The 17,092-nt window shown below is 59.6% G+C and carries 26 protein-coding genes; 22 read left to right on the forward strand and 4 right to left on the reverse strand.

All coding sequences use genetic code 11. The annotated features are described in order from the left end of the window. Positions 1–137: 137 nt before the first annotated feature. Positions 138–347, reverse strand: a complete 210-nt coding sequence (locus NPS58_RS03855; protein ID WP_024717824.1) for a hypothetical protein — start codon at positions 345–347, stop codon at positions 138–140. A gap of 350 nt (positions 348–697) precedes the next feature. Beyond that, a complete protein-coding gene (locus NPS58_RS03860) occupies positions 698–934 on the reverse strand; it encodes a hypothetical protein (protein WP_274113679.1) in 237 nt (78 codons plus the stop codon). A 477-nt stretch (positions 935–1,411) separates the two neighbouring features. On the opposite strand from NPS58_RS03860, the gene NPS58_RS03865 reads away from it, so the two are divergent. Next, complete coding sequence (locus NPS58_RS03865; protein ID WP_274113680.1) at positions 1,412–1,729, forward strand: DUF1654 domain-containing protein; 318 nt, start codon at positions 1,412–1,414, stop codon at positions 1,727–1,729. 71 nt (positions 1,730–1,800) lie between these two features. Here NPS58_RS03865 and NPS58_RS03870 read toward each other — a convergent pair whose 3' ends face one another. Together NPS58_RS03870 and NPS58_RS03875 are read right to left on the reverse strand one after the other, a co-directional pair. Continuing rightward, the gene (locus NPS58_RS03870) at positions 1,801–2,361 is read right to left on the reverse strand and encodes a hypothetical protein (protein ID WP_274113681.1); all 561 of its coding nucleotides are present in this window, start codon (positions 2,359–2,361) and stop codon (positions 1,801–1,803) included. A gap of 38 nt (positions 2,362–2,399) precedes the next feature. Further along, positions 2,400–3,281 carry a LexA family transcriptional regulator gene (locus NPS58_RS03875; protein ID WP_274113682.1) on the reverse strand — a complete coding sequence of 294 codons (882 nt, stop codon included), beginning with the start codon at positions 3,279–3,281 and terminating at the stop codon, positions 2,400–2,402. A gap of 104 nt (positions 3,282–3,385) precedes the next feature. On the opposite strand from NPS58_RS03875, the gene NPS58_RS03880 reads away from it, so the two are divergent. The 21 genes from NPS58_RS03880 to NPS58_RS03980 all read left to right on the forward strand — a co-directional run bounded on the left by NPS58_RS03880 (position 3,386) and on the right by NPS58_RS03980 (position 17,091). Beyond that, the gene (locus NPS58_RS03880) at positions 3,386–3,580 is read left to right on the forward strand and encodes a Cro/CI family transcriptional regulator (protein ID WP_274113684.1); all 195 of its coding nucleotides are present in this window, start codon (positions 3,386–3,388) and stop codon (positions 3,578–3,580) included. A 27-nt stretch (positions 3,581–3,607) separates the two neighbouring features. Then, positions 3,608–3,808: a hypothetical protein gene (locus NPS58_RS03885; RefSeq protein WP_123108931.1), complete on the forward strand. Its 201-nt coding sequence runs from the start codon at positions 3,608–3,610 to the stop codon at positions 3,806–3,808. Between the two features lie 317 nt (positions 3,809–4,125). Further along, positions 4,126–5,130: a replication protein gene (locus tag NPS58_RS03890; protein ID WP_274113688.1), complete on the forward strand. Its 1,005-nt coding sequence runs from the start codon at positions 4,126–4,128 to the stop codon at positions 5,128–5,130. Further along, on the forward strand, positions 5,127–6,467 hold the full coding sequence (gene dnaB, locus NPS58_RS03895) for a replicative DNA helicase (RefSeq protein WP_274113690.1): 1,341 nt from the start codon (positions 5,127–5,129) through the stop codon (positions 6,465–6,467). Before NPS58_RS03890 ends, dnaB begins: the two co-directional genes overlap by 4 nt. Further along, entirely contained in the window at positions 6,467–7,120 is a 654-nt protein-coding gene (locus NPS58_RS03900) for a hypothetical protein (RefSeq protein ID WP_274113692.1), read from the forward strand. The genes dnaB and NPS58_RS03900 overlap by 1 nt, the downstream gene beginning before the upstream one ends. 58 nt (positions 7,121–7,178) lie before the next feature. Beyond that, the gene (locus NPS58_RS03905; protein ID WP_274113694.1) at positions 7,179–7,526 is read left to right on the forward strand and encodes a hypothetical protein; all 348 of its coding nucleotides are present in this window, start codon (positions 7,179–7,181) and stop codon (positions 7,524–7,526) included. Continuing rightward, positions 7,526–7,741 (forward strand): hypothetical protein, encoded by a 216-nt coding sequence (locus NPS58_RS03910; protein WP_274113695.1) that lies wholly within the window; start codon positions 7,526–7,528, stop codon positions 7,739–7,741. The genes NPS58_RS03905 and NPS58_RS03910 overlap by 1 nt, the downstream gene beginning before the upstream one ends. Then, positions 7,738–8,112, forward strand: coding sequence for a hypothetical protein (locus tag NPS58_RS03915; protein ID WP_274113697.1), 375 nt, complete (start codon positions 7,738–7,740; stop codon positions 8,110–8,112). The genes NPS58_RS03910 and NPS58_RS03915 overlap by 4 nt, the downstream gene beginning before the upstream one ends. Before the next feature lie 7 nt (positions 8,113–8,119). After that, a complete protein-coding gene (locus tag NPS58_RS03920) occupies positions 8,120–8,521 on the forward strand; it encodes a recombination protein NinB (RefSeq protein WP_374222558.1) in 402 nt (133 codons plus the stop codon). Beyond that, the gene (locus NPS58_RS03925) at positions 8,521–8,799 is read left to right on the forward strand and encodes a hypothetical protein (protein ID WP_274113700.1); all 279 of its coding nucleotides are present in this window, start codon (positions 8,521–8,523) and stop codon (positions 8,797–8,799) included. The genes NPS58_RS03920 and NPS58_RS03925 overlap by 1 nt, the downstream gene beginning before the upstream one ends. Beyond that, entirely contained in the window at positions 8,790–9,407 is a 618-nt protein-coding gene (locus tag NPS58_RS03930) for a recombination protein NinG (RefSeq protein WP_274113702.1), read from the forward strand. The genes NPS58_RS03925 and NPS58_RS03930 overlap by 10 nt, the downstream gene beginning before the upstream one ends. Next, on the forward strand, positions 9,404–9,526 hold the full coding sequence (locus tag NPS58_RS03935; RefSeq protein ID WP_274113704.1) for a hypothetical protein: 123 nt from the start codon (positions 9,404–9,406) through the stop codon (positions 9,524–9,526). Before NPS58_RS03930 ends, NPS58_RS03935 begins: the two co-directional genes overlap by 4 nt. After that, positions 9,523–10,113 carry a hypothetical protein gene (locus NPS58_RS03940; RefSeq protein WP_274113706.1) on the forward strand — a complete coding sequence of 197 codons (591 nt, stop codon included), beginning with the start codon at positions 9,523–9,525 and terminating at the stop codon, positions 10,111–10,113. The genes NPS58_RS03935 and NPS58_RS03940 overlap by 4 nt, the downstream gene beginning before the upstream one ends. 187 nt (positions 10,114–10,300) lie before the next feature. After that, on the forward strand, positions 10,301–10,627 hold the full coding sequence (locus tag NPS58_RS03945) for an MFS transporter (protein WP_274113708.1): 327 nt from the start codon (positions 10,301–10,303) through the stop codon (positions 10,625–10,627). Continuing rightward, positions 10,624–10,971: a hypothetical protein gene (locus NPS58_RS03950; protein WP_274113710.1), complete on the forward strand. Its 348-nt coding sequence runs from the start codon at positions 10,624–10,626 to the stop codon at positions 10,969–10,971. The genes NPS58_RS03945 and NPS58_RS03950 overlap by 4 nt, the downstream gene beginning before the upstream one ends. A 52-nt stretch (positions 10,972–11,023) precedes the next feature. Then, complete coding sequence (locus NPS58_RS03955; protein ID WP_274113712.1) at positions 11,024–11,653, forward strand: hypothetical protein; 630 nt, start codon at positions 11,024–11,026, stop codon at positions 11,651–11,653. 4 nt (positions 11,654–11,657) lie between these two features. Beyond that, positions 11,658–13,253, forward strand: a complete 1,596-nt coding sequence (locus NPS58_RS03960) for a hypothetical protein (protein WP_274113714.1) — start codon at positions 11,658–11,660, stop codon at positions 13,251–13,253. Next, the gene (locus NPS58_RS03965; RefSeq protein ID WP_274113716.1) at positions 13,250–14,707 is read left to right on the forward strand and encodes a DUF1073 domain-containing protein; all 1,458 of its coding nucleotides are present in this window, start codon (positions 13,250–13,252) and stop codon (positions 14,705–14,707) included. Before NPS58_RS03960 ends, NPS58_RS03965 begins: the two co-directional genes overlap by 4 nt. Positions 14,708–14,859: 152 nt before the next feature. Continuing rightward, positions 14,860–15,585 (forward strand): phage minor head protein, encoded by a 726-nt coding sequence (locus tag NPS58_RS03970; RefSeq protein ID WP_274113717.1) that lies wholly within the window; start codon positions 14,860–14,862, stop codon positions 15,583–15,585. Between the two features lie 37 nt (positions 15,586–15,622). Further along, the gene (locus tag NPS58_RS03975) at positions 15,623–15,787 is read left to right on the forward strand and encodes a hypothetical protein (protein ID WP_274113719.1); all 165 of its coding nucleotides are present in this window, start codon (positions 15,623–15,625) and stop codon (positions 15,785–15,787) included. Next, positions 15,784–17,091, forward strand: a complete 1,308-nt coding sequence (locus NPS58_RS03980) for a DUF2213 domain-containing protein (protein WP_274113721.1) — start codon at positions 15,784–15,786, stop codon at positions 17,089–17,091. The genes NPS58_RS03975 and NPS58_RS03980 overlap by 4 nt, the downstream gene beginning before the upstream one ends. The last annotated feature ends 1 nt before the right edge of the window (position 17,092 follow it).

A 17,092-nucleotide genomic window follows, 5' to 3' on the forward strand; every position in this document is an offset into this window, starting at 1 on the left:
CTACCTAACTGGCCGCACCCCGCACGCAGGGCGCCCCTGATCCACCGAGACAAACTCCAAGTCACATCACCGATGCAGCCTGCGATGGGGAGCAGAGCATCGGGCAGTTAACGTCAGGCTGACGTGGCGCTGGTAGTTCAGTCGACGCCGATGTTCCCGCCGCCTGGCTTGGCGATGGTCTTCAGCATCTCGCGTTGCAGCTCGCCAATCGCCCAGGCTGCGGCCATAACTGCAACGTCTCGGCACATCGCGCCCTTAACGTTGAAGCCTTCGACGCTGATGCCGTCTTTCGTGATGGTGACGCGCCCGGTCTTTGTGATCTTCATCTCATCATCGGTGCAGTACATGCTGCCCTCCAGGGCGGTTGATTTCCCAGCAGCCACTCGTGGGAATGGCTGCGAGTGAAATCGTCATACTTCGAACAGCTCTTGCTGATCATCAGAGCGGCACCAATGCTGGAAGTAGTCGGCGTTAGCTAGATCTCGCGTCTCTCGAATCGGGGCATCGGGCACATCCCGTGCTACGTATCCGACCGGCCCTTCGAGTCGAAACCTGCCAATAGCTATCGAAGTTGCCTTGTCGTGGATACGTTGGCATTTCTGGCAAATATTCGGTTTTTCCGAATTTCTCATTTCGGCTTACTCCAGTAGATTCCCCCTGATGCGCCCCGCTTGAGGCGCACCGGGGAATCGTCTGTTCAGCCGTGCACATACGGCACGTTGTTGCCAATCAGCCATTCCTCCATCCAAGCATTGCCAGATGAATGGATGCTTCGGCAGTCGAAGTTGAGGCAGTCCAGGCACCAGCTGCCGATGTGCCTGCCATCGGGCAGTGTCACCTTGAGCCACTGACCCCCATCCTCTTCCGTGACGGCATTGAGGGTGCAGCCTGCTTTCAGCAAGGGCTCAAGCGCTACGGTTACGGCTCTTCCCATGGTCGTTTCTCCAGGTGGATTCCCAAAGCCGGCTCATTGAGCCGGCAGAGGTGAATCGTTCTGTCCTATTACCGCCGGGGTGGCGGGGCGCATTGCATGCCCGGGTCGTTCTCTCGGTTAGGGCGTTTCACCTTCGTCAGCCGTACAGGGTGATCCCTGTCGTGGGCAGCCTTTCGGGGCTGTCTGGCGCCGGTCGCCGGTAGAGGCAATGCGGTCTGTTCACCAGTTCCATAGCTGGCATGGGGATCGAATTTATTGCTCGCGCTGTGCCGTTGCCGGGATCGATCCGCGAGGTTCCCATCGATGTGTAAAGAGCGGAGAGGCTTGAGGGCCTCCCGAGGGGCTGTGTAGCGCCTCGATGGATGTAGTTAACCATCGGTATATTATTAACGTCAATACCGATGGTTAATTTATTTTTCGAGGGTGTGAGATATGATCTGAATAACTGGATGGATATACAGTTAATGAGGAGGTGACATGGCCAAGCAGAAGAAGTCGGCGCCGCAGCAGGAGCGCCAAGTGATGACCGGGCTAGAGCGGCTAGGGCTTCGAGTATCCAGCATGATTAATCACCCGATCGCGCGCGAGCAGCGCTGGGTCGTGATTCATCGGCTCGATACGGACGGGGAGGCGGAGTGGGAGGAAATCATGAGGCTGCTTTCCGAAACGGACGGCCTGGAGATGACTTTCAACGATGACGGCAGCGTGAAAATCGAATGGGAGATGCAAAGCGACGATGACCGCGAGGCGCCATCCGAAGAACTTGAGTACCTGGAGGAGGGGCCGCCTTTCTAGTGGGCACAAAAAAGCCCGCGACATGGCGGGCTTTCTGGTCACGGCGGGAGCAAAAAATCATCGTTCAAGCTCTAGGTCGATGAGTCTTCTGAGTTTAGCGACCAGCCTGCAGCATAAAGGATGTGAGGCCGATCCTGATTGTTTATAGGCCGAGTGTGCCTGTCGATTTTTACATCCTCTCGCCTTGCCTTTGGGGCTGGCGTAAGACGGCTTTCCAATCCAAGCCCAATCACTGGAGCGGATTTCCATGTCTCGATCATGGTGGCAGTCGAAGGCTTAGCCTTTTTCAACTGTTCGGCCAAACCTGGGCCTCGCTTGCCTTTGGCCCTCCTCTCGGCTCGCCGCAACTTCTTTTCCTTGCGAGAGAGAGGATTCGTTTGTGATTTTGAATTTGGAATCAGCGAAGGAGGGTGGCGATCTAGGTATTCAAACAATCGGTTCGCCAAGATGGGGTAATGTTCATGACCTCGAATCGATATCAAGGTTTTGTACAGAGCCGCGTATAGGTCCCATTCCTTGGGGTCTTTGAAGTCACTGCGCTGGCGACCGCTCCTGCAAACAAATTTTGAAAGATTCTTTGGGGGCTTGGCAGCTTCAAATTCAAAAATTCTTTTCTGAAGCAGGATGTCCATTCCTTGTTCCCCCGGCGCAGTGAGTTTTTGAAGGCTGGCTACGCCTTCCTCGCATTCCAGATCAACAGCACTTTGGCGTGAATGGTCACGTCATCAATGCGTGCCTGCTGATCTTTGTGCTTCTCGTTGTCGGAGATCAGCCAGAAGTGCTCTTCATCGTGGAATTGCAGACGCTTGATGTACAGGTGGCCATGCCAGGTCAGCACATAGATTCCTTCCCCGACGAACTCGTTTACGCCCCGATCCACAATAAGTGGGTCTTTGTCGTTGATCGTGCCCTCCATGCTCTGACCCCAGCCGAAGATCATCGCCAGCGCAGACTGAGACGTGTAGGTCACGCCTTTTTCCTGCAGTACCGACTCCTTCACGATCACATTACGGATCGCCTCGGTGTAATCCGGGGGGACCTGGCCGTGGCCCATTGATGCGCGGATGTCGTACTGCGGGATGAAGATTTCATCCTTCTTGACCTTCAGGCCGGAGAAGTCCGCCGAGATCACGTTCGTCTTCGGTTCATCCGCCAGGCTCTCAGCCACTGCTGCTGCGATCTTCTGCTGGGCAGCATCGTCAAGCTTCTTTCCGGCGTGCTCGCGAAGCATTGCCATTACCTTTTCGGCCGCCCCGGTCTTGTGATCTGTGTCACCGGCAGGGACTGAGCGCAGGCCACGAATCTCATCGGCAAGCCTGGGGCTGAATTTCTCAACAGGCACATCCAGAAGACGAGCCAGAACCGAAGCGAACTTCGCATTCAGCGGGTTGATGCCTTTGAAATACAGATTCACGGCAGCAGGGGTCATCCCGGCCTCATCCGCAATCTTCTTCTGACTGAGCTTCATTTCGTTCTTTTTGGCCAAGAACAGCTCATGCGCCGCTTCGCATTCAGCGAGGCGGTCAGGGGGGAGGATTCGTTTTTTGGTCATTGGCCGAATGTATACCAACGGTTAAAAAATAGAAGAAACCATCGGTATGGACAAAGAATCAACCGATGGTTAATATCCGGCCTATGTACAACCGAGGCCAGATCATGAAAGAGACCCCCCTCGACAAGTTCGTTGCTGAAAAAGGGCAGTCCGAGGCCGCCAGGCTTCTTTGTGTGACGGCCCCGGCAATTCACAAGGCGCTTACTGCCAAAAGGGACATTCGCGTTGTTGAGCAGCCGGATGGGAGTTACGTCGCCCAGGAAACGCGGCCGTTCCCATCTCAGAAGAACGCAGCCTAACCATTTCAACCACACAGGAAACACAGCATGTATCAGGACCCCAGTCAGAAACGCGCCATTCCGGTGAAGGTTCGTTTCGAACCTGTTCTTGACCGGATTCTCCGCAAGGCAGCAACGAAGACTCGTATGCAGCACGCCACTTACCTCTACGAAATTATCGAGTGGGCCGTAGCCAACGGCGTTATCGAAGAGCTGATGCAGGACAAGCAAGAAGATATCGCGGGCTGAAGGCCCTTTGGAGGCCCAAATGACCGTAGAGCTAGAACGGTTGCCGCCTGATACGCGGCGACAAGTTGAGGGGTTGATGAGCGCAAACGGTTGGAGCTTCGACCGAGCCATCAACGAAATGATCGAGGCATCAATTGCCAGTGGTGCGCTTTCCGAGGTCGGGAGGCGGAAAGCGAAGGTCTTGCAGCTTGTGCCCCCAATAAGGGCCTCTGCGAGGGACTCTTGAGGGTAGGGCAGAGGCCCTCTCTGAATTCCAGGCACAAAAAAGCCGACGGACGAGGTCGGCTCTTTCTACAGCAAGTTCAGCGAGAAGAATCATGACAAACATCGTCCACATTGACAAGTCCAGGGGGTTTACCCGGATGGACAATCAGCTGATGGATGCGCTGGCAGCAGTGCACTTGTCCCCGGCGGAGTTCAAAACGCTGCATGCCATCACCCGCATGGTGGTCGGTTACAACCTTGAGCACCGCCGTGTGACTGCCGATGAGGTGGCTAAGATGACCAACATCCTGCCTGCTCATGCCTCTCGTGCAATCAGTAACCTTCTGGCTCGTCGCGTTCTGTACCGCGTTGGCGGAAGCCGTGGCGATATCGGCATCTGTAACCCGACTGAGTGGGTTTACCAGGAGCCCAAGAAAGACAAATCGACTCAACCAAAATCAGTCGAAATTACCAAAATTGGTAGTTTCGCAACGGTAACGAAACTACCAATTTCCGACGACTCCCTTCTTTATACGAAAGAAATACCCCTAGTAACTGTTCCTACGGAACAGATTACTGCCCCCCAGGGGGCTGAACCCGCCCAGCTCGAGCCCGAGGCAACCGAAACCACGAAAGTTTCGTTCAATGGGGAGGACTTCGAAGTCGACACCACCCTGATCACCAAATGGGCGCAAGCGTACGCACCGATTGACGTTGAAGCCGAAATCAAGCGTGCCGCCGCCTGGGCCAGCGGGAGCAAGCCGAAGAAGGACTGGCGCCGCTTCCTGGTCAACTGGCTGGGCCGAGAGTTCAAGCGCAACCCGAACGGCGCCTCCGAGGCCGGCGTTCCCGTCGACAAGATCATCGACCTGTACCACAAGATCTGCCCGAGCCTGCCAGCGGTTACTGTCAAAACCGACCGGGTCCTGCGCAGCATGATCGCCGAGCGCTGGAACGAATCGCCCGACCACCAGAGCGGCCAGGGCTTCTGGCTTGGCTTCTTCCAGAAGGCCAACAACCGTAGCCAGGTGTTTTTCCGTGGCGCAAACGTGGCCCCGCGCCTTGAGGCCCTGGTCAGCCGTGCAGTGTTCCGCGAAATTGCGGAGGCCGCGCAATGAACGAACTCCACAGCCTCGAAGCCGAGCACGGCGTACTGGGTGCAATGCTGCGCCAGCCGCACCTGATCGACGTGCTGTCCAGCGACCTGGCAGCCGACGCATTCGCCTGGGAAGACAGCGCCGACCTGTACCGCCTGATCCTGGAGCTGCACGCCGACGGCCAGCCGGTGGACGTGATCACCCTGAGCGATCGCCGCGCAGAGCTTCCGAGTGGCACCAGAACCCTGGCCTATGCCGGCGAGATCCAGGCGAACACCCCGAGTGTGGCAAACGCCAAGTCCTACGCCCAGATCATCCGTGACCGTGCTATCTGCCGCCAGTTGGCCGCCGCCGCTGAGCGCATCAACGAGGTGGCGCATGAGCAGGCCGATATCGAGGACAAGATCTCGCTGGCCCAGTCCATCGTGTTGGGCCTGGACGCCACCGGTAACGACGGCGAGTGCCAGATGATCGGCGATATCCTCGCCGAGCACATTGAGACCCTGCAGGCGCGCCTGGATCGGTTCGAAAGCGGCGTAGTGATGGATGGCCTGGGCTCTGGCATTCCTGATCTCGACAAGTACACCCAGGGCCTCAAGCCAGGGCAGATGGTCGTCGTTGCTGGCCGCCCAGCGATGGGCAAGACCACGCTGGCGATGAACGTCGCTGCGGACGTGGCGATCAACCAGCGCAAGCCGGTGCTTGTTGTCAGCCTGGAAATGACCAAGACCCAGCTCATGGATCGCCTGCTGGCGGCGGTGGGCGGTATCCCGCTTCCATCGCTGAAGACTGGCGAGTGTGCAAGTGACTACTCCACCGAATTGGCTGCAGCGACTCTCAGGTTGCGTGACGCGCCGATCTGCGTATCTGACGTGCCAGTCATGACCATGCCGCGCATACGCTCCATTGCCCGGCGCCAGGCCCATCGCATGGGTGGCCTTGGGTTGGTGGTCATCGACTACCTGGGGTTGATGGAGGGCGAGGGCAAGGGGCGTACCGAAGACGTTACCGCCATGTCGCGCCAGATCAAGCTGCTGGCTCGCGAGCTGGATTGCCCAGTGATCGTCCTGTCCCAGCTCAACCGCGGCTGCGAATCGCGCCCAGACAAGCGCCCGGTACTGAGCGACCTGCGCGAATCCGGCGCCATTGAGCAGGACGCCGACATCGTGATGTTCGTGTACCGCGACGAAGTCTACCACCCCAACACCCAGGACAAAGGCATCGGGGAAATCCTGATCCGCAAGAACCGTGACGGCGAGATCGGCACGGTCCCCACTGCATTCCAGGGTGACCGCTCTCGGTTCATGCCGCTGGCTAACCGTTCCCGCCAAGACAACGTCGTGCAGGTGAATTTCTGATGAGAGAGCGCAGAACGATCTACCACCACAACGGCTATCGGCTCCGCTCCTATACCGAACTGATGTGGGCTCGGCTGATGGACGCTGCTGAGATCACTTACCTGTACGAGCCGGACCTGGTTCGTGTCGACGATGGCTGCTACCTGCCGGACTTCTGGCTGCCGCATGTCGGTATCTACTTGGAAGTTAAGGGCAAGCAGCCAACCGAAGAAGAGATCCAGAAGGCTGACGCGGTGATGGCTCGCACTGGCCGCGAGGTGATGTTCCTGGTCGGTCGCCCTGAGTCTGACCAAGGCGGGTTGTTCAATTGCGGCCTCCTCGTTCGAGGGGCCTCCGGCTGGAATAGCAACATCACTCCGAACGACTTGCATCGCCTTGTTCGCGACCACGTTAACCACGAAATGGGAGCGCGAATGCGCCTGGCAGTGCAACAGGATGACCTGGACTACGTCCGCCAAGTCGGAGAAGTGCTGGAGGAAATGTTCCTGGTTCGCGCTGACCGTTCGGACATGGAGCGCGTGCTGCGAGAAGTTCACGCGCCGCTCAACGCTGAGTGCCTGGCGGATCTGCCGGCTCCAACCATTTGCGAGAAGGCCCTGAAGTCTTTTCTCGATCGCCAGCAATTTCGGATCTCTCAGCGAGGTGTCGCGTGAACCGAATCGCCAAGTTGAACATCAAGCGCGCCGGGCAGCCGGCCGGGGAGGGGGTGTGATGGACAAGCCCGATCAAAAACTGCTGGAACTGGCCGCCAAGGCAGCCGGCATCGGCCCAGTGCTCTGCTACGAATCGGCGCGGAACTGCCTGCGCATTGGGCCTCGCTCGAACTACCGGCTGTGGAATCCGCTGGACGACGACAGTGCTGCGCTGCGCCTGGCCATGAAGCTTGGCATCTGCATCCAGTTCATCCCGCAGTGCGACACCGTCCAGGTCTACCAGGAACGCGAGTTCACTGCCGAGCCGTTCAACGTGCACGTAGCTGGCCTGGGCGATATCGAAACGCGCCGGGTCATCACGCAAGCCGCCGCCGAGATCGGCAAAGCCATGCAGGAGAAGCACTGATGGACACCAACAAGATGCGCGAGGAGCGCGCTCAGGCTGATGCGCGAGTGCTGAAGTACCTGCAGAGCTGCCAGGGCTCTACTGCGTGGGCGATGTCGGGCGCAGTGCGCTTGAGCCGAGAGGAAGTCTCCAGGGCATGCCAGAGGCTCAAGCGCAAAGGCCTGGTGGCCACATCCCCAACCCTGGCAACTTTCTGGCAGGCGGTGATGGCATGAATCTGAGCAGAGAAAGGATCGAGTCCATCCGGCAGAAGGCCAAGGCCAAAGCTTTGCTCGATCTAGGCGAGGTAGCCGACCTGATCGGACACAACGAACACCTGACTGAGTTGTGCGAGGCGCGTGCACGACTGCTGCTTGCCGCAGATTCGGAAATCGAAGGTCTCCGCGATCACAAGCAACACCTGGTCGACCTGCGCGAGACACACGGCTTCGACAGCTGGTCTGCCGCACTGGTGGAGGTCGACCGTCTCAAAGCCGAGAACGAGACCATACGCACCGAAGCAAAGCGGCAGGAGGACGGCCTGAGGGAGATGCTGCGCCGCCAGAACAAGCAGATCTGCGCCCTCAAGGGGAAGCGCTATGACTGACTTCGTGATGCACAGCATGGCTGACGCCAATCGTCTCTTCGGCATCCTGCAGGCCCAGGACTTCACCCGCCCCAAGAAGATCGTCATCAAGGACCAGGACCGCAGCGGCGAGCAGAACAAGAAACTGCACGCCTGCCTGTCCGATATCGCCAAGCAGGTCGAGCACGCCGGCAAGAAGTGGGACGTCCTGATCTGGAAACGCCTCCTGACGGCCGCCTGGCTGCGTGAGAGCGGCGAACAGCCTCAACTGATACCAGCGGTAGACGGTAACGGCTTCGACGTCGTTTACGAGCGCACAAGCCAGCTGAGCGTGAAGCAGTGCGCGAGCCTGCTGGAGTGGATTCAGGCGTTTGGCGCCGAGCACCAGGTTCGATGGAGCCAGAAGGATCTGTGGGAGGGGCGGTATTGATGAGCCATCAATTCAAGCCGGGCGATCTGGCGCTTGTCACCAACCACACCTACCCGCCAGCCATCGGCCTGTGCGTAGAGCTGGTTTCCCGCCACCTTGTCGGCCCGGTCGATCGTCGTGACCCAATGGACCCTGGCGTCTACGAGAAGGAAGGCGGCGAGGTCGTGTGGGTGGTCAGCGAAGACAAGGCCATCGTCTGGGAAAAATGGCTCATGCCCCTGCGCGGCGACTTCGCCCCCGAGCAGCAGAAAGCCAAGGAGGCTGAACCGTGCGCGTAGCTCTCAAGGAAGTGAAGCAGAAGACCTGCAAGTCCTGCGGCGGGAAGTTCCGGCCATCGCTGTCGACGCAGAAGGCCTGCAGCGTGAAGTGTGCCCTGGCCCTGGCGCCCGCCAATCACGACAAAGCCCGCAAGGCCATCGACCAGCGCAAGCGCCGCGAGATCAAGGTTCGCAAGGAGGGGCTCAAGACCCGGGCGGATTACATCCGTGAAGCCCAGATCGAGTTCAACGCCTTTATCCGGTTGCGTGACAAGGACGAGCCCTGCATCTGCTGCGGCAGCTATGGCCCGGGCGAAGACTGGCTTACCGGTGGCAAATGGGACGCTGGCCATTTCCTCGGTCGGGGTGCCTATCCAGAACTCCGCTTCGACGAAGACAACTGCCACAAGCAGCTCAAGTCTTGCAACGGCGGATCGGGCAAGTACGCCGCCAAGGGCCGCACCGTCGCCCAAGGATACCGCGAGCGGTTGATCCAGAAGATTGGTCAAGAGCGTGTTGACCGGCTTGAAGGCCCTCATGAGGCCCAGCGCTACACCATCGAAGACCTCAGGGTTATCAAGGCCGAGTACCGGGCAAAGATCAAACAGCTGAAGGAGCAAGCAGCATGAACTGGACACCACTCGACACCGCCCAGCTGCTTCTCCTGGGCATGGCAATCCTGGGCACCTATTGCATCGTGAAGGGCATGGTCATAGCCAACCGCCGGAAGCGGGAGGAGCGGGGATGAAGCTGAACAGTGCGAGATCGGTGTGGCACGACAGCCTCTACGTGGCCAGGGACAGCCAGGGCGCCTGCCTTCAGGAGATTGGGATGCTCGGCCGCATGATTCAGAAGACCGAGCGGTTGACCAACGCCAGCCATGCAGCACACCAGGCCGTGGCCGGGCGCATCCAGCAGGCAATCGACACGCTCCCAAGCCGCCTCAAGTCCTTTGGCAACTTCATGTACAGCCCGCTTGCCTCCGACGACGAGAAGGAAGAAGCGGAAGATGCCGTATTCCTGATTGCATATGCCGCAGGCCAGAAGATGTACGCGAAGAAGTTCGAGAAAGCCCGCCTGGTTGCCGTTGGTGTGCTCTACCGGTACCGCCGGATGCACCAGGGCGGCCAGAGCGAGGGGGTTGACCCTTGCCCAACACCAGAGGCATTCCGCGCCTGGTTGCTGCAGGTGCTTGGCCTGGAGCTTTCATCGGAGCAGTGGGCGAGGGAGTGGGGTGGCTTCGTTCAAGCCTGTTTCGACGCCTGCAATGACCTTGATCGGGATGCCTTGGTGCCTGTCTCTTTGGCGATAAAAGAAATGAAAATAGCTGCTTGACGACAAATGTCCGGCTCAGGCAGTATATTCCCCATCGTTACAGTTTTGCCTTTGGCAAACATTTCCAAGAAACCGGCCGCTGAGCCGGTTTTTTTGTGCCCATTTTTCACGGTGCTGCTCCTGGCAACACTTGCCCGCTCACGGCGGGCCTTTTATCACCGACGTGCTTCAGTAAGAGGTTGAGCGCATGGAGTTCTTTCACCGCCTGCTCGACAAACTCGACTGGGCTATTGCGGGCCTCATTGGGGCTGTCGTCGCCAGCTGGTGGCACCGGGAGGATCTGACCGACCGAAAGGCCTGGTTGATCTTCCTCTGCACTGGTGCTGCCTGCGCGCATTACCTGACCGGTATGGTTAGCGCGTACTTCGGCATCATCGAGCCCCGGAGTGTTGCTGGGGTTGGGTTTCTACTGGGTACCTTCGGCGGATCGCTAATCGCTGCGATCACCCGTGCCATCAAAGCCGCTGATCTCTGGGCCTTCATTCGGTCCAAGTTCGGGGGAGGCGCACCATGACCTTTGAATACATCTCGGGCTATGCCGCCGGCGTTATCGCTGTATGGGCGACCTGGTGCGTGCTGAGCGGGAAGGTCCGCGACGGCGTCCTGGGCAAGTTGATCTACTCGGTCATCGCTTTCAGCGGCTACGCCATCCTGGCGCGTCCTGACCGCGCATTCGCCGCTTCAGGTGCTGCCGAGGCAACCCTGTACGTTTCCCTGGCCTTCGCTGGTGTCAGGCACATGTTCATTGTCATGTACTGGCAGCGGGTCAAGATCTGGCTATGCCGAGCATTGAAGTGCGAGCATTGCCTGAAGGATTGCCGGTTCGGTCCGGGCGGGATTGAGCGGCGCAAGCAGTAGCCTGCGCCACGTTTAGCGCATGTGCCATTTCGTGGCGCGCAAAGGATAACCAATGACTGAGAAGCAGGCACCAGACTGGGAGCGCATAGAGCAGCTCTACCGGGCTGGACTTCTGTCTGTGCGTGAGATTGCTGCGGCCTGCGGCGTCTCTCACACCGCAATCCAGAAGAAGGCGAAGGCGCTCGGATGGGAGCGAGACCTTCAGGCCAAGATCAAGGCAAAGGCCGATTCACTGGTTGCCAAGTCAGAGGTTGCCAAAGAAGTTGCCACGGAAACCTTGGCAACCGAGCGTGGAATCGTCGATGCCAACGCCCAGGTTATTGCCAACATACGCATTGCTCACCGGGCTGACATTCGCCGGTACCGGAACCTGGCAAACAGGTTGTTGGAAGAGCTGGAAGGATTGACCGACAACCGTGTGCTGTTCGAGGAGCTGGGGGAGATCCTCCATAACCCCGAGGACCCGCGCCTGAGTGATGCGTACCACAAGGTCATCGCGCTGCCGGGTCGCACCAAGACCCTCAAGGACTTAGGCGACACCCTCAAGGTGCTGATTACTCTGGAGCGCCAGGCCTACGGGCTCGCCAACGATGACGCTGGCGGCCCGCCATCCGCAGCTGACGCTGCGTTCCCAAATGACCCAGTGGAGGCGGCCAAGGCCTACCAGAAAATGATGGGCTGAAGTCATGCCGATTCCATTCCCGTTCGACTTCCGTAAGCCGGACTACGGGCAGGTATTCGAGTGGCGGGCGGAGCGCCTGCAACGGATCAGGAAGGCGCCCGGCGCTATTCCAGCCATGAAGGCGTTCTACAAGGACAATCCTGCCCAGTTCATTATCGACTGGGGCATGACCTTCGATCCTCGAAACGTTGAGCGCGGGTTGCCGGCCAACATCCCCTTCCTGCTGTTCCCCAAGCAGGAAGAGTGGGTGGAATGGTTCATGGAGCGCTGGAAGTCCCAAGAACCCGGCATCACCGAAAAGACCCGGGACATGGGTATGTCCTGGCTGACGATTGCCCTGGCCGACACCGTATGCCTATTCAATCGCGGCATGGTCGTCGGGTTCGGGTCTCGCAAAGAGGAGTACGTCGACAAGATCGGCGCGCCCAAATCGCTGTTCTGGAAAGCCCGAATGTTCCTCGACATGTTGCCCGTCGAATTTCGCGGGAGCTGGAACCTCAACAAGCATGCACCGCACATGCGGATCATGTTCCCCGATACCGAGTCTGTGATCACCGGTGAGTCTGGTGACGGCATTGGCCGGGGTGACCGGTCGAGCTTTTACATCGTGGACGAGTCTGCGTTCCTTGAGCGCCCGCAGCTCGTTGATGCCTCTCTGTCGGCGACCACCAACTGCCGACAAGACATCAGCACGCCGAATAGCATGGGCAACCCGTTCGCCCAGAAACGCCACAGCGGCAAGATCAAGGTATTCACGTTCCACTGGCGCGACGACCCACGGAAGGATGACGCCTGGTACGCCAAGCAGGTCAATGACCTTGACCCGGTGACCGTGGCTCAGGAGATCGATATCAACTACTCGGCTTCGGTCGAAGGCGTGGTGATTCCGTCAGCCTGGGTGCAGGCTGCCATCGGGGCGCACACGAAGCTGGGTATCGAGCCCACGGGCATGAAGCGTGCTGGCCTGGACGTGGCAGACGAAGGCAAGGACTTGAACGCCTTCGCCGGGCGCCACGGCATCTTGCTGGAGCACTTGAGCTCATGGTCGGGTCGTGGCGGTGACATCTACTCGACTGTGGTCAAGGCCTTCTCGATCTGTGATGAGCTCGGCTACGACTCGTTCGACTATGACGCCGACGGTCTGGGATCGGGTGTGCGTGGTGATGCCCGGGTGATCAACGAGGCGCGCCATGACGCTGGACGCCCTCGCATCTACGACGAGCCTTTCCGAGGCTCAGGTGCGGTCCACGACCCTGAAGGCGAGATGGTCAAGGAGCGCCAGAACAAAGACTTCTTCATGAACGCCAAGGCCCAGGCCTGGTGGGCGCTCAGGTTGCGATTCCAGGCGACCTACCGTGCCGTGGTTGAAGGGCTGGAGGTTGACCCCGACGACATCATCTCGATCTCGCCGACGCTTCCAGAGCTCTCAGCGCTGACCATGGAGCTGTCCCAGCCAACCTACACCATCAATCAGGTGGGCAAGGTCGTCATCGACAAGGCCCCCGAAGGCACGAAATCTCCGAACTTGGCTGACTCAGTGATGATCTGTTTCCAGCCTGCGGCTCGATCACTGGACATTTGGCAGAGACTGGCAGGATGAGCAAAAGACATCAGATCAAGGCGCGAGCCGCGAAGGTAACCGCTGCGACTGACGCCGCCCGCAAATCCTTCATGACTGGCGACAGCTTCGAGAACTTCGCCGCGCGCGTTGGGCTCCAGGCCAACAACCAGAACTCGGCCAGCCACTACACCTTCGACCTGGTAAGCCGCAACCGCATCCAGATGGAGGCGGTATATCGCTCCAGCTGGATCGCTGGCATGGCTGTCGACTTGGTCGCCCAGGACATGACCCGGGCCGGCATTGAGCTTCAGTCGGACATGGAGCCCGAAGAGAAGGACAAGCTGAACCAGGCCCTTGAACGCATGCAGATCTGGAATCAGCTCTGCGACAATGTGAAATGGTCACGGCTCTACGGTGGCTCAATCGCGGTGATGCTGATCGACGGCCAGCGGCCTGAAACCGCGCTGCGTCTGGATAGCATCAGCAAAGGCCAGTTCAAGGGGCTGCTGGTGCTGGACCGTTGGCTGGTTCAGCCATCGCTGGAGGACCTGGTCACCGAATATGGCCCATACCTCGGCAAGCCGAAGTTCTACACCGTGCTCGCTGATGCCCAGGCCTTGGTCAACCAGAAGATTCACTACTCCCGGGTCATCCGCCTGGAGGGCGTGCAGCTCCCGTACTGGCAGCGCATCGCTGAAAACGGGTGGGGGCAGTCGGTCTTGGAGCGGTTGTGGGATCGTCTCATCGCCTTCGACAGCACCAGCAGCGGCGCTGCCCAGCTGGTCTACAAGGCACACCTGCGCACCTACAAGATCGAGAAGCTCCGCGAACTGATCGCCACTGGCGGCAAGGCCTTTGAGGCCGTGGTGAAGCAGATCGAAATGATCCGGCTGTACCAGTCCAACGAGGGTTTGACCCTCATGGATGCATCCGACCAGTTCGAGACGCACCAGTACAGCTTCACGGGCCTGTCCGACGTGCTGCTGAGCTTTGGCGAGCAGATAGCGGGTGCGCTGCAGGTGCCCCTGGTGCGGTTGTTCGGTCAGTCTCCTGGCGGGCTGAACAGCGACGGTGACAGTGCTCTTGATACCTACCACGACAACGTGGCCGTCTGGCAGGACCGCGACCTTCGGCCAGGTATGACCACGCTGCTGGAGGTCGCGTCGCGGTCGGTGCTTGGCAAGCCAATGCCAGAGGGGTGGGACTTCAAGTTCAACCCGCTGGGGCAGTTGACCGACACCGAGAAGGCCGACATTGCCAGCAAGGACACATCGACCGTGGTCGAGGCGTTCGAGGCGCAGTTGATCAGTCGATCCACAGCGCTGAAGGAACTGCGCCAGTCCAGTCAAACCACTGGCCTCTGGTCGAACATCACCGACGAGGACATCAACGATGCTGAGAACGATCCTCCCCCCGGTTCAGAGGCACTTGCCGATGCCGGCCTGCCAGCCTCCGAGAAGCCTAAAGCCCCAGAACAAGGCGCAGAGCCCTGACCGTCGTACATCAATTTCGGTTGGCCCCCTGAAGATAGGCGTAGTCGGCGAGATGGTCAGAGTGACGGTGTTTGGTTACCCGCTTTACAGACGAGTCGGCAGCGAGTGCGCCTTGGGCCGCTTTGCCCGGTGGAGAAAGCGTAGTGCGGACCTTGGACCGAAAGAAACGCCGCAATCCGGTAAAGACCGGGCGGCCTGAGCGTGAATACCAACGGTCGTTGACCCAGGTGGCGCGCCAGGTCGGCTCGATCATCAACGGGTTTCCGCCGGGCGATCCTGCTGCTGACCCTACGATCAGCCAGGTGCTGCGCAGATACTCCGACCTGCTGAACGACTGGGCCGTTGCTACTGCCGGCCGGATGATCGCCGACGTGAACCAGCAGGACCGCAAGGCCTGGGCAACACGATCGGAGGAGATGGTCAGGGCCTTGGGCATCGAGATTCGCAACGCCGACACCGGCGCCGCGATGCAGGGGCTGCTTGCCGAGCAGGTGACGCTGATCAAGAGCATCCCCTTGGAGGCTGCCCAGCGGGTGCACGAACTCACGCTCAAGGGCATAGAGGACGGCACCCGGGCAGGCGAGATCGCCAAGGAGATCCAGCGCTCCGGCGAGGTGGCCACCAGTCGGGCGCAGCTGATCGCCCGAACGGAAGTGTCACGCACAGCCGCAACCCTCACCGAGGCTCGGGCCAAGGCCGTCGGAAGCGAAGGCTATATCTGGCGCACAGCCCACGACGGAACGGTTCGCCACTCCCACAAGGAGATGGAGGGCAAGTTTGTGCGTTGGGATTCACCGCCGACCCTGGACAAGCTCACCGGTCACGCCGGATGCCTGCCGAACTGCAGGTGCTGGCCAGAACCGGTCATCCCCGAATAACACCCGCCACCCGGCGGGTTTTTTATGAGTGCCTGAAATGGAACCGGTAACCGAAACCATCACAGTGCAGATCAGCATGCGGCGCGGCATGGGCCCGCTGCTGGTGCTGGTCAACCACGCCCGTGTTTTGCTGGGACTAGACATCTGGGTGCCAAGTTGGGCGTTTCGGATCGGCAAGCCAGTGTCGAGGCCAGCGAAATGACCAGGTCAAGAACCCAGGACGAGGCCGGGCGCTGGTTTGCGCCTGAGCGCTTGAGTGCGCGGCAGAGCATGACCCCTGAAGGCTTCCTACTGTGCGAAGCCGTTCCAATCGCCCGCACCGGCACGCTGCTCTACGACGAGAGCGAGCTGGTAAACGAAGACGGTCCTCTCATCGAGGGTGGATCTGGCGGCCTGGTCACCATTGAGCGCAACGCCGATGAGGTGTTCCGCGCCGAGACCATCGCCAGCTTTGAAGGCAAGCCGGTAACCCTGACGCATCCCGACGACTTCGTGAACCCATCGAACTGGCGCGAGCTGAGCATGGGCATTACCCAGAACGTCCGCCGAGGTGATGGTGTCGAGAGCGACCTGATGCTCGCGGATCTGCTGATCACCGACTCAGCAGCCATTGAGGACGTCCGAAACGGCCTACGTCAGGTGTCATGCGGATACGACGCCGAATACGAACAGCTGGCAGTCGGTCGCGGCCGACAGACAAACATCGTGGGTAACCACGTAGCCCTGGTAGAGCGTGGCCGCTGCGGCCCGCGATGTGCAATTGGAGATTCTGACGAAATGAGAACGACAGACGCGAAGACGCAAAAGCGCACCTGGATGGATCGAGTCCGCACTGCCTTCAAGGCGAAGGACGAAGCCGCCCTTGAAGAGGCCCTGGAGGAATCCAAGACCGAGGACGAGGAGGCCGAAGAGGAGAGCAAAGAGAAAGCCAAGACCGGCGACTCCGCAACCCTCGACGCCATTCTCAAGGCGGTCAACTCCTTGTCCACCCGTGTCGGCGACATGGAAGGCAAGGTGGATGAGCTGACCAAGGACGAAGATGAGGATGACGACAGTAGCGAGACCGAAGACGACATTCTCAATGCCGAAGAGGCCGAGCACACCAGCGAAGCCGGCGGCAAGACCTACACCGGTGACGCCGTGCTGTTGACGGATCTGCGCTCCCGCGCGGAGATCCTGGCCCCAGGCATCAGCTTCGCTACCCGTGACAGCAAGGTTAAAACCACTGATCACATCTGCGCGTGCCAGCGCCAGGCGCTGAAAACGGCCATGGCCACCGACGGCGGCAAGACTGTTGTCGAGCCATTCCTGATGGGGCGGGCCCTGGACCAGATGACGCCCGAACAGGTGTCCGCTGCGTTCACTGGAGCCAGTGAGCTCGCCAGGCAGCGCAACAATGCCGCTGGCACCCGCAACAGCATCACCACCAAGGACTTCGGGCGCACTGCAAGCGTGGCCGACATCAACAAGCGCAACCGCGAATTCTGGTCTCAGGGCCGTCAGTAAG

The organism is Pseudomonas putida (assembly GCF_028682455.1).
In the GTDB taxonomy this organism is placed as follows: domain Bacteria; phylum Pseudomonadota; class Gammaproteobacteria; order Pseudomonadales; family Pseudomonadaceae; genus Aquipseudomonas; species Aquipseudomonas putida_AA.